The organism is Saccharothrix sp. S26, assembly GCF_021390395.1.
In the GTDB taxonomy this organism is placed as follows: domain Bacteria; phylum Actinomycetota; class Actinomycetes; order Mycobacteriales; family Pseudonocardiaceae; genus Actinosynnema.
This window is the reverse complement of the sequence record NZ_JAJUWT010000020.1, coordinates 160,891-175,085: the sequence shown is the minus strand read 5'-3', so window position 1 is coordinate 175,085 and position 14,195 is coordinate 160,891. Positions and strand designations below refer to the sequence as shown.

Annotated in this window: 12 protein-coding genes; 1 reads left to right on the top strand and 11 read right to left on the bottom strand. The window is 72.9% G+C overall.

Translation table 11 applies throughout. From position 1 onward, the window contains the following. Positions 1-39 precede the first annotated feature (39 nt). The 9 genes from LZG04_RS29545 to LZG04_RS29505 all read right to left on the bottom strand — a co-directional run bounded on the left by LZG04_RS29545 (position 40) and on the right by LZG04_RS29505 (position 10,880). Positions 40-1,974, bottom strand: a complete 1,935-nt coding sequence (locus LZG04_RS29545) for a VWA domain-containing protein (protein ID WP_233822946.1) — start codon at positions 1,972-1,974, stop codon at positions 40-42. Beyond that, positions 1,971-3,356 (bottom strand): sigma 54-interacting transcriptional regulator, encoded by a 1,386-nt coding sequence (locus LZG04_RS29540; protein WP_233822944.1) that lies wholly within the window; start codon positions 3,354-3,356, stop codon positions 1,971-1,973. The genes LZG04_RS29545 and LZG04_RS29540 overlap by 4 nt, the downstream gene beginning before the upstream one ends. A gap of 224 nt (positions 3,357-3,580) precedes the next feature. Beyond that, complete coding sequence (locus LZG04_RS29535) at positions 3,581-4,435, bottom strand: aminoglycoside phosphotransferase family protein (protein ID WP_233822942.1); 855 nt, start codon at positions 4,433-4,435, stop codon at positions 3,581-3,583. A 102-nt stretch (positions 4,436-4,537) separates the two neighbouring features. Beyond that, positions 4,538-6,328 carry a glycoside hydrolase family 6 protein gene (locus LZG04_RS29530; protein WP_233822939.1) on the bottom strand — a complete coding sequence of 597 codons (1,791 nt, stop codon included), beginning with the start codon at positions 6,326-6,328 and terminating at the stop codon, positions 4,538-4,540. Between the two features lie 460 nt (positions 6,329-6,788). Continuing rightward, positions 6,789-7,586, bottom strand: a complete 798-nt coding sequence (locus LZG04_RS29525) for a hypothetical protein (protein ID WP_233822937.1) — start codon at positions 7,584-7,586, stop codon at positions 6,789-6,791. A 32-nt stretch (positions 7,587-7,618) separates the two neighbouring features. Next, entirely contained in the window at positions 7,619-8,092 is a 474-nt protein-coding gene (locus tag LZG04_RS42725) for a YcxB family protein (RefSeq protein WP_233822935.1), read from the bottom strand. Then, positions 8,089-9,117 carry a ferrochelatase gene (locus LZG04_RS29515; protein WP_233822933.1) on the bottom strand — a complete coding sequence of 343 codons (1,029 nt, stop codon included), beginning with the start codon at positions 9,115-9,117 and terminating at the stop codon, positions 8,089-8,091. Before LZG04_RS29515 ends, LZG04_RS42725 begins: the two co-directional genes overlap by 4 nt. 252 nt (positions 9,118-9,369) lie before the next feature. Then, positions 9,370-10,137 (bottom strand): enoyl-ACP reductase FabI, encoded by a 768-nt coding sequence (gene fabI / locus LZG04_RS29510; RefSeq protein ID WP_233822931.1) that lies wholly within the window; start codon positions 10,135-10,137, stop codon positions 9,370-9,372. A gap of 38 nt (positions 10,138-10,175) precedes the next feature. Beyond that, positions 10,176-10,880: a beta-ketoacyl-ACP reductase gene (locus LZG04_RS29505; RefSeq protein WP_308199395.1), complete on the bottom strand. Its 705-nt coding sequence runs from the start codon at positions 10,878-10,880 to the stop codon at positions 10,176-10,178. A 24-nt stretch (positions 10,881-10,904) separates the two neighbouring features. Here LZG04_RS29505 and LZG04_RS29500 point away from each other — a divergent pair, with 24 nt between their 5' ends. Continuing rightward, the gene (locus LZG04_RS29500; RefSeq protein ID WP_374202913.1) at positions 10,905-13,613 is read left to right on the top strand and encodes an FAD-binding and (Fe-S)-binding domain-containing protein; all 2,709 of its coding nucleotides are present in this window, start codon (positions 10,905-10,907) and stop codon (positions 13,611-13,613) included. Between the two features lie 55 nt (positions 13,614-13,668). On the opposite strand, the gene LZG04_RS29495 is transcribed toward LZG04_RS29500, so the two are convergent. Further along, a complete protein-coding gene (locus tag LZG04_RS29495; protein WP_233822924.1) occupies positions 13,669-13,809 on the bottom strand; it encodes a hypothetical protein in 141 nt (46 codons plus the stop codon). 45 nt (positions 13,810-13,854) lie between these two features. Continuing rightward, positions 13,855-14,178 (bottom strand): divalent-cation tolerance protein CutA, encoded by a 324-nt coding sequence (gene cutA / locus LZG04_RS29490; protein WP_233822922.1) that lies wholly within the window; start codon positions 14,176-14,178, stop codon positions 13,855-13,857. Positions 14,179-14,195: the final 17 nt, after the last annotated feature.

The following is a 14,195-nucleotide window of genomic DNA, read 5'->3' as shown; positions in this document are numbered from 1 at the left end:
GGTGGCGCGTTCCCGGTCGGGGACGCGCCACCTCGGCGGTCAGCGGCGCCTGCGGGCCCTGAGGTAGTCGCTGACCACGGCCGCGCCCAGGCCGTCCTCGTCCGGCGCGACGACCCGGCCGCCGGAGCGCCTGGCCACCGCGTCCACGAACCTGGTCAGCCTCGGGTCGTCGCCCAGCCGGAACACCGTGATCGACGCGCCCAGCCTGGCCAGCGCGTCCACCTCGACCAGGGTCTTGCCGATGGTCCGCGGCAACGGCGGGTAGTGGAACTCCGCCTCGCCGGTCGCCTCCAGGTGGGCGGTCGGCTCGCCGTCGGTCACCACCAGCACCACGGGCTGCGCGTCGGGGTGCTTGCGCACGTGCCGACCGGCCAGCAGCAGCGCGTGGTGCAGGTTCGTGCCCTGCTCCCACACCCCTTCCAGGGCGGTGAGGCGGCCGATGTCGACGGTCTCGGCGTGCCGGCCGAACGTGATCAGCTCCAGCGCGTCGGTGCGGAACCGGGTGCGCACGAGGTGGTGCAGCGCCAGCGCGGTGCGCTTCATCGGCACCCACCGGCCGTCCTGCACCATCGACCAGGACGTGTCCACGCACAACGCGACCGCCGCGCGTGACCGCTGCTCGGTCTCGCTGACCTCGACGTCCACCACGTCGAGCCGGACGGGGCCGCCCGCGGAGCGCAGCACCGCGTTGGTGACGGTCCGTGGCACGTTCCACGGCTCGGTGTCGCCGAACCGCCACGGCCGGGTCGACCCGGTCAGCTCACCGGCCGCGCCGGCGGACGAGTTGTCCCGTTGACCCTGCTCACGGGCCCGGTCGAGCACGCCGCGCAACGCCGTCTCGCCCAACCGCCGCAACGCCTTCGGCGTCAGCCGCAGCGAGCCGTCCGGCGCGCGTTCCAGCAGGTTCTGCGCCCGCAGCTCGCGTTCCAGCTCGGCCAGCCGGCGCGCGTCCACCCCCGCCTCGGCGCCGAGCTGGCGGACCAGCGCCTCCAGGTCGATGTCCTCCAGCCGCGCGCCGGGGTAGGACTGCGCGAGCTGCTCGGCCAGCGCGTCGAGCTCGGCCAGGTCCGCCATCGCCTGCGCGCCCTCGCCCAGCCCCAGCGGGTTGTTGCCGCGGAACCGCGCCGAGCCGTTCCAGTCCTCGCCCGGCCGCAGCCCCTGCAACAAGGCGTCCAGCTGCGACAACTGCGCGCCGACGCCGGAGTCGCCGAAAGCCTGCTGCGACAGCGCCGACAGCTCCTGGCGCTGCTGCTCCGACATCGAGTTCATCATGCGCTGCGCGGCGGCGGACCGGGCGGCCAGCGCGTCGATCAGCTCGTCCACCGACTTCGGGTTCTCCGGGAAGAACTCGCCGTGCTCGCGCATGAACCGCTCGAACCGCTCGGCCGTGTCCTCGCCGGCGGCGTGGGCGGCGAGCAGGCCGTTGAGGTCGTCGAGCATGGCCTGGATGCGCCGCACGTCCTCGGGCCGGACGTTCTCCATGGCCTGCTTCATGCCCTGGAACCGCTGGTCCATCAGCTCGCGGCCGAGCAGGGTGCGGATCTTCTCGTAGGACTCGCGGGCTTGCGGCGAGCGCCAGTCGTACTCGGCCAGCTCGGTCACGGCCGCGGCGGTCGACTGCGGCAACGCGTCGAGCTGGGCCTCGCGGAACCGCGCCTCGTCGTCCGGGTCGGGGAACAGCGCCGCCCGTTCGGCCCGCAACGCCTCCTCCAGCAGCCGCTGGATCTCCTGCAACGTGCCGTCCAGCCGGTGCCGCCGGGTGAGGGCGGCGCGCTTCTGCCACAGCCGCGCGGTCAGGTCGTCCAGGCCGCGCGTGCCGGGCAGGCCGCGGCGCAGCAGCTCGCGCAGCGCCGAGGCGGGTGAGGCGCCCTCCATCACCTCGCGGCCGAGCTCGTCCATGGCCGCGCGCAGGTCGGTCGGCGGGGCGAGCGGGTCGGGCCCGTCGACGTACCGGCCGTACCGGTAGCCGCTCATCCGTACACCGTTCGGTCGTCGTCGCTGTCCTTGGCCAGCTGACGGGTGAGGTAGAGCGATTCCAGCGCCAGCTCGACCGCCGACGCGATGCGGCCCACCGAGTCCTTCGGCCCGGCACCGACCCGTTGCGCCACGTCGTGCAGCACGGGCAGTTCGGGCAGCGCGGCCAGCAGGTCGCCCGCGTGCACCCGTTCACCGGTGGCGACCGGGTGGCCGTCGGACACCAGCTCGGCCAGCGGCCGCAGGTCGATGCCCGCGAACGTGGAGCGCGCCGTGTCGGCGACGGCCCGGCGCAGCAGGTGGACCAGCACCTCCTGCTCGCGGCCCTCCTCCCCGGCCTCGAACTCCAGCTTGCCGCGCAGCACCTCGGGCACCGACTCCAGGTCGACCGGCCGGGCGACGGGCGGGTTCTCGCCGATCAGCGCGCTGCGGCGCAGGGCGCTCGCGGCCACCGTCTCCGCCGCCGCGACCGCGAAGCGGGCCGACACGCCGGAGCGCTGGTCGATCGAGGACGACTCGCGCAGGTGCCGCACGAACCGGGCGATGACCTCCAGCAGGTGGTCGCCGACCTCGGCGACCAGGTGGGCCTCCTGGCGGACCAGGTCGATCTCCGCGCCGATCTCCAGCGGGTAGTGGGTGCGGATCTCCGCGCCGAAGCGGTCCTTGAGCGGCGTGATGATCCGGCCGCGGTTGGTGTAGTCCTCGGGGTTGGCGGTGGCGACGAGCAGGACGTCCAGCGGGAGCCGCAGCGTGTAGCCGCGGATCTGGATGTCGCGCTCCTCCATCACGTTCAGCAGCGCCACCTGGATGCGTTCGGCCAGGTCGGGCAGCTCGTTGACGGCGATGACGCCGCGGTGGGAGCGGGGCAGCAGGCCGTAGTGGATGGTCTCCGGGTCGCCGAGGCTGCGGCCCTGGGCGACCTTGACCGGGTCGACGTCGCCGACCAGGTCGCCGACGCTGGTGTCGGGCGTGGCGAGCTTCTCGGCGAACCGCTCGTCGCGGTGCTTCCACGTGACGGGCAGGTCGTCGCCGAGTTCCTTCGCGCGGCGCTTCGACTCGGGCGTGATGGGGTCGAGCGGGTGCTCGTTCAGCTCGGCGCCCTCGATCACCGGCGTCCACTCGTCCAGCAGGCCGACGATCGTGCGCAGCAGCCGCGTCTTGCCCTGCCCGCGCTCGCCGAGGAGCACCACGTCGTGGCCCGCGAGCAGGGCCCGCTCCAACTGCGGCAGGACGGTCCGGTCGAAGCCGACGATGCCGGGCCACGGGTCGCGCCCGTCGCGGAGGGCGGCCAGGAGGTTCTCCCGGATCTCGGCCTTGACCCCGCGCGGCAGGTAACCGGCCGCGCGGAGGGCGCCTGCGGTGGTGGGAAGGTCAGAGGTCACCCCACCGAAGTTACGCACTGACGGGCCTTCGGTCGACGTGGAGCCACTCCACCTCGCGTTTTCCACCGGAACTCCCCAACGGACCCGGAATTGTCGGACCTCTCTGGGAGAATGAGAACAGGGGTCCCCTGGGGTGTCCCTGGGGACTTGAACCCAGTGGCATCGCCGATGTCGAGCAGTACGCGGGCTGCGGTCGGCGGGCAGGGCTCCGGCAGACCGGGGTGTCAGCGGGCCAGGGTGAGGAGTTCGGTCCGGGCGGCGTCGTGGTCCAGGTGGGCGATGGCGATCATCGGGGCCAGGGCCCGGCACCACTCGTGCAGGCGGTCGGGGTCCAGGGACGCGGCTCGGGCGACGGCGGTGGCGCGGGCGGGTACGCCCTCGTGGCCCGCGGCGGCCAGGGCGTAGTCCACGACGTCGAAGCACGGGTCGCCCACGCACGGCCTGGGGTCGATGGCCACCAGCGTGCGGCCGCCGTCCAGGACGTTGCCCAGGTGGAGGTCGCCGTGCAGCAGGACTTGCGGTTGGGTGTCGAGCAGGGCGCGGCAGCGGTGCTGGGCGCGGGTCCAGGTTTCGGTGGAGATGTGGTCGGCCACCGAGGGCTCCGGAAGGCGGCGGCCGATTCGGGCGTAGGCCTCCTCGCAGCGGGCGCGCAGGGAGCGCCAGGGGTGGTCCGGGGCCGGGGCGGCGTGCAGGGTCCTGACGAGGTCCGCCCACTGCCGCGGTGACGGCGGGGTCGGCAGTTCGTCCGCCGGGGTGCCGGGCTGGACGGCTTCCATCAGCAGGGCGCCGTCGGCTTCGGCCACGACCGCGGGCACGCGACCGGACGGGGCGAAGTGCCGCAGCGCGGACGCCTGCTCGGCCAGGAACACCGGGTCCGGGCTCAGCTTCAGGGCCAACGGCACGCCGCCGCGTGCGCACGCCACCACGACCGACGACGCGCCCGGCGGCATCACGTCGCCCAACACGAGGTCCCAGCGGGCGGCGGCCCCGGCCGCCTGTTGCGGCACCCGCGCGCACCACTCGGCGACCGAAGGGCCGAACCGCCTGGTCAACCGCGCGGTGATCTCGCCGATGTCCACCGGTGTCACGGTAGGGGCGGCCGGATGAACGCCCGTAGGCGGCGTCCGGGGTGGACGCCGCCTACGGGTGTGCAGTGCTGTTCAGTTGTCAGTCACCCGATGTCACAGCGCCGGGTAGGCGTTGCGCATGAGCTCCTGGAACTGGGCCGAGAACCAGTGGCCCGACAGCGGCGCGTCGGGAAGGGCACCCGACGGGTTGTTGCCGTTGCGGACGTTGCCGCCGTAGGTCGGGTCGCACATCTGGTCGAAGCCCTTGCCCTCGTCGTTCGGGATCGCCTTGCTGGCACCGTCGGACTCACCCGGCGGCTTGATCCACACGTAGGCGTCGATACCCGGCTCCGGAGCGGCCTTCGGGCGCTCGCCCAGACCGGCACCGGCCTGGTTGCACCAGTTGCCCTTCTGGTAGCGGCGGTCGATGCGCGACTCGTTCACGTAGGTGTCGGGGTTCGTGGAGGTCGACTTGGCGGTGGGCCGGTTCGGGCCGCCCCAGCCGTTGCGCGAGGTGTCGATCAGCATGCCGATGCCGCTGTCGAAGCCCTGCTTGATGAGCTCGGCGCGCATCGCCGTGGCGAAGCCCAGCTCACCGTTGAAGTCGTTCCAGTCGACCCACTTCGCCTGCTCCTTCACCGGGCGGCCGTTGACGACGTCGTCGACCGTCCAGTACGGCTCCCTCAGCGCGGAGTAGTTCGCCGTGTTGGTGATGAAGCCGTGGACCTTGTCCTTGGTGGCGCCGTTCTTGCCCAGGATGGCCGCGAACTGCTTGGCGGCGGCGTAGAAGTTGTCGTACTCGGGAACCGTGTCACCCCACCCGATCCAGCCGTGGTGGCCGGAGTCGATGTAGTTGTAGACGTTGGAGATGGCACCGAGCTTGCCGACCGCGTAGGACACGCCCTCGACGTAGTTGCCGTTCGCCTTCATCACGTCGCAGTTCGGCACGGCGGTCGGACGCGGCGACACGTTGGTCACCAGGTTCGGCAGCGAGTCGATCTCGATGACCGGGACGATGCGCAGCTTCGCGTACTTCGGGTCGCTGACGATGCTCACGATCTTGTCGATGTACTCGGTCTTGTAGCGACCGATCTCTGTCGGGCCCAGCTCACCGTTCGAGGCCAGCGCGGCGCAGTCGCGGCCGGGCAGGTTGTAGACGACGAACTGGAACACCAACTGACCGTCCGCACGGGCCGCGCGCTGCTTCTCGGCCTCGTTCAGGTGGTCCGCCAGGCCCATGAAGCCGGTGGTCGGCGAGCCGTTGCCGGCGATCGCGCTGATCCGGTCCAGCCACACACCGGTCGGCTGGTTCGCGATCCGCGAGCCACCCGGCTCGGCGGCGGCGCGAGCCGACCACTGCGGGTTGACGTACACGCCCGCGCCCACGTACGGGTTGTCGACCTTCGGGCCACCCGGGTTGTTGCCGGTGGTGGTCGTGGTGGTCGTCGACGTGGTGGTGCTCGTCGTGGTGGTGGTCGTGGTGGTCGTCGTGGTGCTGCTGACGTTACCCGTGCACACCGTGCCGTTCAGGCGGAACGTCGTGGGCGCGGGGTTGGACCCGTTCCACGAGCCGTTGAAGCCGGGCGTGACCGTCGCGCCGGTGCCGAGGCTCGGGCTCCAGGAGGGGTTGCGGACCGTCACGCGGCTCCCGGACTGGGAGAACGTGCCGTTCCAACCCTGCTGGACCGTCTGGCCGGCGGCGAAGTCCCACTCCAGCGTCCATCCGCCGGAAATGGCGTCACCGAGGTTGGTGACCGTGACATTGGCGCCGAATCCGCCTTGCCACTGGCTACTGATCTGGTACGAGACCCGACAACCGGCGGCGGCGTTGGCGGTGGCGGTCGAAGCCACCACCCCGGCGACGGACAGGGCCGCCACCGAGGTCACCGCCAATGCCCCGGTCATTTTCCGGGAACGTACGAACGTGCGCAGACTCATGCATCGCCTCCTTGCGAGCAACCCGCCATCTGGGAGCGCTCCCAGCGAATTCGCCGGACCGGGTTCGACGCGAGACCGAAACGGCTGACTGGGAGCGCTCCCAGACGTACCGTAACGCACGACACCTCGTGTTGACGAGGGGTTGACCTGGACATAATCCGTCGCTATACCCGTGCACGTACCCTGCTCGAGGCCCGTTGACCTGCGGCAACAGTACTTCAGCCACCGATGGGATTGCTGGCGCGGCTTCAGACCGAATCGATTCGGAGCGCGAACGGTGTCCGCTCGGATCACCTGTTCAGCCGAAAGCCGGCACAGCCTCGGAGCAACCTCGCCGTCGAATATTCGACTGCGATTTGCGCAACCCGATCAGCGGCCATTTCGAAGATCACCGAATGCCTGTCGAATATTCGACGGCAGTCACCGCCTAATGGCGGCCGGCCCCCTGGTCCGAAAGGACGCGCACGGCTTCGTCCACGGCCGCGAGCCGAGCCCGCCGCACCGCCTCGGACAACGGCCGCAACGCCTCGTCCCGCGCCCTCGTCGCGGTCGCCGAGACGGCTCCGCCGGGCGCGTCGGACGCCGCCACGGTGAGGATCGCGGCGACCTCGGCGGCACGCTGGAGCACGCGCAGCGCCCGGGACGGCATCCCGGCGGGCCACTCCAGCGCGGCGTGCTCCGCGGACAGGGCGGCGATCTCGGCCCGCACGTTCGGCCGGTGCCGCGCCACGTCCAGCGTCACCAGCGCGGTGGCCGCCTCCCGCATCGCCGACGCCAGGCCGTGCTCGGCCTCGCCGATGGGCACGTGCTCGCCGGCCGGCGCGCCGGGCAGGTCGAACACCGTCCACCGCATCACGCCGTCGGCGACGAGCTTCGGCACCAGCCCCACGCCCACGTCGGGCAGCACGGCGGCCTGGCCCGCGCGCAACGCGGACTTGCCCAGCGGACCGTTGGCGCCCAGGCCGCGCACGTCACCGGGCACGGGGATGACCAACCGGGCCGTCGTGGCGGACGCGCGGCGCAGCGACGCCAGCAGCAGCGCGGGGCCCACCGGGGCTTCGTCGGGGCCGGGCAGGTCGAGCGCCGTCGCGGTGCCGTCGTCGTCGGCCACCACCTCGTGCAGCTCGGCCCAGAACCCCAGGGCGTCGAGGACGTCGTCGGCCGCGGCCGCACCATGCAGCCAGGCTGACGTCCAGACGACCAGCGTCGCACTCGCACAGGACACGACTGCCGAGGGTACGGGGGCCCTGCGGCGGTTCAGGCCGCCGGGCCGACGTGTTCCACCAGCAGGGAGCGGAACTTCCCGACCGCCTCGTCGTCGGCGAACGCGCGGTGCGGCACGGCGTACACGGCGGTCGTGCCGGTCTTCAGCACGAAACCGCGCGCCGTCTCCACCCAGCCGGGCAGCTCGCCCCAGCTCAGCTCGCTGCGGGCGGCCTCGCCGACGGACATCCGCAGCGAGTGCGCGTCCGCCGTGCCGGTCACCGTCTTCGCGGCGAGGGGGTGGTTGTGGAAGTTCACCGCGGTGCCCACCGGCACGAGTGCGATGATGATCACAGCCAGCACGAGCCCGAACACGCCCGCCCACGTCATGCCCATCACCAGCACGACGACGCCCAGCACGCCGAGCACCGCGGCGAACCACGGCGCCCACCGGTACAACGGCACGGCGGTGCGCAGCGCGTCACGCCAGTCAGCGGGCCGGGGCGACCAGCTGAAGTCCACGCTCACCGGCCCGCTCCCGGGCGTTTCGCCGGCTCGCAGCACCGCGTGGCGCAGAACGCGCCGTCGACCGTGCAGCCCAGGGCCGGGAAGTCGGACAGCTTGCGCGCCGGCGCGTCGGACACGTGCTCGGCGACCAGTTCCGCGACGAGCCGGGCGAACCGCGGGTCGTCGTTGGGCGTGGCCGCGCGGGCGTAGCCCATGCCCAGCTCCTGGGCGCGTTCGCGGGCCTCGGTGTCAAGATCCCACACCACTTCCAGGTGATCGCTGACGAACCCGATCGGGCAGACGACCACGTTGCGCACACCCTTGTCGTAGAGGGTGTCGAGGTGGTCCACGATGTCCGGCTCGAGCCACGGGATCTGCGGCGGCCCGGACCGCGACTGCCACACCACGTCGTACTCGGCCACGCCCGCGGCCTCGGCGACCAGGCGGGACGCCTCCGCGACCTGGCGCGAGTAGAGGTGGCCGCCGTCGTCGGGCGGCCCGGCCGCCTTGTCCGCCGACACCGGCACCGAGTGCGCGGTGAACACCACCCGGCGGTCCTCGCCGGGCAACCCGGCCGCCGCGGCGCGCACGGCGTCCGCGAACGACTCCACGAACAGCGGGTGGTCGAAGAACTGCCGCAGCTTGACCAGCTCCGGCGCGTCCGGCACCGCCGCGCGGGCGCGGAGGATGTCCTCGTCGTACTGCCGGCACGCCGAGTAGCCGCCGTAGGCGCTGGTCGGGAAGACGAGGGCGCGCTCGACCCCGTCGGCCTTCATCCGCGCCACCGCGTCCTCGACCATCGGGTGCCAGTTGCGGTTGCCGAAGTAGATCGGCAGGTCCACCAGGCCGCGCACGGCCTCGATCGCGGCCCGGTTGAGCGCGTTGATCGGCGACACGCCACCGAAGTGCTGGTAGTGGCGCTCGACCTCGTCCAACCGCTCGGGCGGGACACCCCGACCCCGGGTCACGTTCTCCAGGAAGGGGCGGACGTCGTCGGGTCCTTCCGGTCCGCCGAAGGACAGCCAGAGCAGCGCGTCGTAACTCACCCGGACATCCTCGCGCCGCCGCGCACCGGCCGCACAACCGGGTCGGCGTGATCGGACCCACGCCGACCCGGTCGTGCCACACCCGGAGCGCACGCCGGCTCGCGTCGATTTGACATGGGGCCCTTACGGGCACTCCAGGCAGGCCAAAGCACCCGAACCCATGTCAAATCGGCGCGAACCGGCTACCAGGCGCGAGCAGCCGCCTCCCGACCCCGACGCGAGCAGCCGCCTGCCCCCGGGCGCAGCAGTCGCCTACAGGCCCAGGAAGTGCACGCCGCCGTCCACGAACACCATGGAGCCGGTGGTGGCGGGGAACCAGTCGGACAGCAGCCCGCACACCGACTTGGCGACCGGCTCCGGGTCGTCCACGTTCCAGCCCAGCGGGGCCTTCTCGCCCCACATGGCCTCCAGCTGCGCGAAGCCGGGGATCGACTTGGCGGCCATGGTGCGCACGGGGCCGGCCGAGACCAGGTTGACCCGGATGCCCTCCGGGCCCAGGTCGCGGGCCAGGTAGCGGTTGATCGCCTCGAACGCGGCCTTCGCCGGGCCCATCCAGTTGTAGGCGGGCCACGCCTGGCGGGCGTCGAAGTCCAGGCCGACGACCGACGCGCCGCGGCCCATCAGCGGCAGGGTGGCCTGGACCAGCGCCTTGTAGGAGTAGGCCGAGATGTGCACGGCCGTGGCGACGTCCTCCCAGGGCGCGTCCATGAACGGCGCGCCCAGGCACGACGGCGGGGCGTAGCCGATCGCGTGCACCACGCCGTCGAGGCCGTCGACGTGTTCGCGCACGCGGTCGGCCAGCGTGTCCAGGTGCTCCTGGTTCTGCACGTCGAGCTCGACCACCGGCGCGGCCTGCGGCAGGCGCTTGGCGATCCGCTCCACGAGGCTCAGCCGGCCGAAGCCGGTGAGCACGACCTGCGCGCCCTGCTCCTGCGCGACCCTGGCCACGTGGAAGGCGATCGACGCGTCCGTGATCACGCCGGTCACGAGCAGCCGCTTGCCTTCGAGCAGTCCCGTCACTGAAACCCGTCCTCCGAGGTGTTGTGCTTGATGGTGGCTCAGTGGCCCATGCCGAGGCCGCCGTCGACCGGCAGCACGGCCCCGGTGATGTAGGCGGCGGCGTCGGAGGCCAGGAACGTGACGGCGGCGGCGATCTCCTCGGTCGTGCCGTACCGGCCCGACGGCACCTGGGCGAGGATCTGCCGGCGACGCTCCTCGGGCAGCGCGTCGGTCATGTCGGTGGTGATGAAGCCGGGCGCGACGACGTTCGCGGTGATGTTGCGCGTGCCCAGCTCGCGGGCGATCGAGCGGGCCACGCCCACCAGGCCCGCCTTGCTGGCCGCGTAGTTGACCTGGCCCGCGCCGCCGGTGAGGCCGACCACGGAGGAGATGAACACGATCCGGCCGTAGCGCTTGCGCAGCATGCCCCTGGACGCGCGCTGCGCCACCCGGAACGCGCCGGTCAGGTTGGCGTCGAGGACGCGGCTGAACTGCTCGTCGGTCATCCTCAGCAGCAGGGTGTCGTCGGTGATGCCCGCGTTGGCCACGACCACCTCGACCGGCCCGTGCGCCGCCTCGACCTCGGCGAACGCCGCGTCGACCTCGGCAGAGCTGGTCACGTCGCACTTGACGCCGAGCAGGCCCTCGGGCGCGCCGGACCCGCGGTGCGTCACGGCGACCTTGTCGCCCTGCGCGGCGAACGCCCGCGCGATCGCCAGACCGATGCCCCGGTTGCCGCCGGTGACCAGAACCGACCTCGACACGCTAGCTCCCATCGCTGCTGGTTGATGCGGGCGAGGCTATCCCGTACCCCCGAGCGCGCCACCATCGGCCGCCGGGTGGATCAGAATCGGGCCGTGACCGGTTTCGTCGAACAACTCCGCGCCGAGGTGGACGGTGACGTGCTCGCCGACCCCGGCGACCGCGCGCTGTACTCCGTCGACGCGTCCAACTACCGCCACGTGCCCGCGGTCGTGGTGCGGCCGAGGTCGGTGGACGGGGTGGTGGCCGCGGTCGGGGTGGCCGTCGCGCACGGCGTGCCGATCACCAACCGCGGCGCGGGCACCTCGATCGCGGGCAACTCGGCGGGCTCCGGGCTGGTGATCGACTTCTCCCGGTACCTCGACCGGGTGATCTCGGTGGACCCGGTGGAGCGGGTCGCGGTGGTGCAGCCGGGGGTGGTGCTCGACCGGCTCAACGACGCCGCCCGGCCGCACGGGCTGCTGTTCGGGCCCGACCCGTCCACCCACTCCCGCTGCACGCTCGGCGGCATGATCGGCAACGACGCGTGCGGCGCGCACTCCGTCGCCTGGGGCAAGACCAGCGACAACGTGCGCGCGCTCGACGTGCTGCTGGCCGACGGGCGCCGGTTCGACACCCGCACTCCCCCGCCGCTGGACCTGCCGGAGGTGGACCTGTCGTGGTTCCCCGCGTTGGACCGGCGGGTGTCGGGCTACCGGCTGGACGCGCTGCCGGACCTGACCCGGGCCCTGGTCGGCTCGGAGGGCACGTGCGTGACCGTGCTCGGGGCGACCGTGGCGCTGGTGGAGGCTCCGCCGCGCCGGGTGCTGGCGGTGCTCGGCTTCGACGGCCCGTACGACGCCGCCGACCTGGCCCCCCAGCTGCGGGAGCTGGACGTGCTCACGATCGAGGGCCTCAACGCCGAGCTGGCGCGGGCGGCCGGTGAGTCGCGGCGGCTGCTGCCCCGCGGCGAGAGCTGGCTGTTCGTGGAGGCGGCGGAGGACTCGGTGGCGCACCGGGCCGCCGCGCTCGCACCGCACTCGGTGGTGGTGACCGATCCGGCACGGCAGCGCGCGCTGTGGCGCGTGAGGGAGGACGGCGCGGGGCTGGCGACCCGGATGCCCGACGGCGGCGAGGCGTGGTCGGGGTGGGAGGACGCGGCCGTGCCGCCCGAGCGGCTGGGCGCCTACCTGCGGGAGTTCGACGCGCTGCTGGCCGGGCACGGGCGGCGCGGCATCACCTACGGCCACTACGGCGAGGGCTGCCTGCACGTGCGGATCGACTTCGACTTCCGGCGCGGGCACCGGTCGTTCCTTCAGGACGCGGCGGACCTGGTGGTGGCGCACGGCGGGTCGCTGTCCGGCGAGCACGGCGACGGGCAGGCGCGGTCGGAGCTGCTGCCGCGGATGTACCCGCCGGCCGCGATCGAGGCGTTCGGGCGGTTCAAGGCGGCGTTCGACCCGGGCAACCGGATGAACCCGGGCCGGATCGTCGCGCCCGCGAAGCTGGACGAAGACCTGCGCGTGCTGGTCGCGCCGCCGGTGATCCCGACCCGGGCGGCGCTCGCGCTGCGCGCCGACGGCGGCGACCTGGCGGCGGCGACGCGGCGGTGCGTGGGCGTGGGCAAGTGCCTGAACACCTCGGGCGGGGTGATGTGCCCGAGCTACCGGGTGACGAGGGAGGAGAAGCACTCGACGCGGGGCCGGGCGCGGCTGCTGTTCGAGATGCTGGGCGGTCAGGTGGTGCGCGGCGGATGGCGGTCGGAGGAGGTCCGGGACGCGCTGGACCTGTGCCTGGGCTGCAAGGGGTGCAAGCGGGACTGCCCGGTGGACGTGGACATGGCCACCTACAAGGCCGAGTTCCTGCACCACCACTACCGGCGGCGGGTGCGGCCTGCGGCGCACTACTCGATGGGGTGGCTGCCGCTGTGGCTGCGGTTGCGCCTGGTCAACCGGGTGACGGCGCGGTGGGGGCGGTTCGCCGGCGTGGCGCCGCAACGGCCGCTGCCCAAGCCCGTGCGGTCGTTCCAGTCGCGGTTCACGCCGGTCGGCGCGGGCGAGCGGGTGCTGTTGTTCCCCGACACGTTCACCAACTACTTCGAGCCGGGGATCGGGTTCGACGCGGCGGCGGTGCTCGGTCACGTGGGGCAGGCGGTCGAGGTGCCGCGGGGCGCGGTGTGCTGCGGGTTGACGTGGTTCTCGACCGGTCAGCTGGGCGTGGCGCGGCGGGTGGTGCGGCGGACGGCTCGCGTGCTGCGGCCGTGGACGCGCGACGGGGTGCCGGTGGTGGGGTTGGAGCCGAGCTGCACGGCGTTCCTGAAGTCCGACGCGCTGGAGGTGGCGGGCGACGACCCGGACGTGGTGCGGCTGGCGGAGTCGGTGCGCACGTTCGCCGAGCACGTGTCGCCGCTGGTGGAGCCGGTCGCGGGGGACGGGCGGGCGGTCGTGCAGCCGCACTGCCACCAGTACGCGGAGCTGGGCCTGGACGCCGACCGCGAGCTGCTGGCCAAGGCCGGGGTGCGGGCGTCGGTGCTGGAGGGCTGCTGCGGCCTGGCGGGCAACTTCGGGTTCGAGCGCGGGCACTACGACGTGTCGATGGCGGTGGGTGAGCAGGCGTTGTTCCCGGCGGTGCGGTCGGCCGACGAGGGCACGGCGATCGTGGCGGACGGCTTCAGCTGCCGCACCCAGGTCCGCCACGGCTCGTCGGCCGACCCGATCCACACCGCCACCCTGCTCCGCCGCCGCCTGGCCCTCTGACCCGCGAGAGTCCTACGCCCACGCCGCGTGAGTCCTACGCTCGCGACCCCCGAGTTCAACGCTCACGGGGGTGCAGGCCGGTCAGCGCCAGGGTGAGGAGGCGGTCGGCTTCGGCGGCCGGCGAGACGGCGTTCGCGAGGGTGGGCAGGTCCACGGTGGGCACGTCGTCCCGCACGTCGCCGCTCGCGCGGGCCACCCGCCTGGCCGGCCGCCACGGGTGCCGCGCTGATCACGGCGTTCCTCAGCGGCGGGTCTCGTCGGTGACCCAGGCCAGGTAGTCGGGGTTGCCGCCGAGGACCGGCAGGGCGAGCACCTCGGGCACGTCGTAGCCGTGGCGCGCCTTGACGAACTCGGTCAGCTCGTCCACCCGGTCGTAGGCGGTCTTGACCCACAGCTGCCACTCGCGGTCGTCGTGCACCTCGCCGTCCCAGCGGTAGACGCTGCGGACCGGGCCGCCGATCTGCACGCAGGCCGCCAGCCGCGCCTCCACGATGGCCTTCGCCAGTGCCGCGGCCGCGTCCTCGCTGTCGGTGGTGGTGATGACCACGACGTGGTTGTCGCTCATCCACCGGAGCGTAGCGC